This window comes from Escherichia sp. MOD1-EC6475 (assembly GCF_003046645.1).
Taxonomy (GTDB): domain Bacteria; phylum Pseudomonadota; class Gammaproteobacteria; order Enterobacterales; family Enterobacteriaceae; genus Escherichia; species Escherichia ruysiae.
This window is the reverse complement of record NZ_PZKQ01000087.1, coordinates 1-905: the sequence shown is the minus strand read 5'-3', so window position 1 is coordinate 905 and position 905 is coordinate 1. Positions and strand designations below refer to the sequence as shown.

Below are 905 nucleotides of genomic sequence, written 5' to 3'. Positions count from 1 at the left end.
GGCACAGACTTGTTGGCATGATAAAACGCGTTAGTATCGTATCAGGCATTCGTGCATAATTGCCGGATGCGGCGAGAACGCCTTATCCGTATATGGACACCTCCCGGTGTGCAAGTTATTTTTCATCTGTATAACGGGAGTAAGTTGCATTCGTATAGCCGGCGTCACATTCGGTACCGTCGTGCCCGGCCATGATGTTATCTGCACATCTGTTTCCTTTCGGCCTGCCGGCTTTGCTTTGCAGGGAGCCATGGATAAGGTCGGATTTGCCAGATGTCGGTCTTACCTGTTACACATCAGTTCTTTATAACTTTGCACGCTTACGGCAGGTTTGTTGCTCGTTTACTTACAGGGACGTCAGTGCTGCTTACGCCGCATTCTCCACCCCTCGATATTCTTCACTGCGGCTTAATATTGCCCACGCTATCCGGATGTTTTTATTTGCCAGCGCCACCGCGGCGATATTGTTATTACGTCTTTCTGCCACCGACTGTAGCCAGAGGCTGCGTCTGTCTGTTTTTCCGGCGCTGAACCTCAGGACTGCACGGGCACCATGGATTATCAGCGTTCTCAGGTAACTGTCACCCCGTTTGCTGATATGGCCCAGCCGCTCTTTTCCGCCGCTTGAATGCTGTCGCGGAACCAGTCCAATAAAGGCTGACATTTCCCGACCGTTTTTAAATTGCTTCGCATCGCCCACGGCAGCCACCAGAGCACTCGCCACTATCGGGCCAAAACCCTCTATTTCCATCAGCCGTTTTATGCGGATATCGTCCCGTGCCGCCTGCTGAAGACGCCGGTCATGACGCGATATGCGCTCATCCAGCATCTGCATTTCCTCTGACAGCTCGCACAACAGACGGATGAAGCGGTCATTCCACTGCTCCTGCTGCGACAGGATTTCC

1 protein-coding gene is annotated in these 905 nt (G+C 52.6%); it reads right to left on the bottom strand.

Going from position 1 to position 905, the window contains the following annotated elements:
* Nucleotides 1-367 precede the first annotated feature (367 nt).
* Nucleotides 368-905 (bottom strand): IS110 family RNA-guided transposase (locus A7589_RS21775; protein WP_108189007.1); only part of this gene is annotated, 538 nt, incomplete at its 5' end.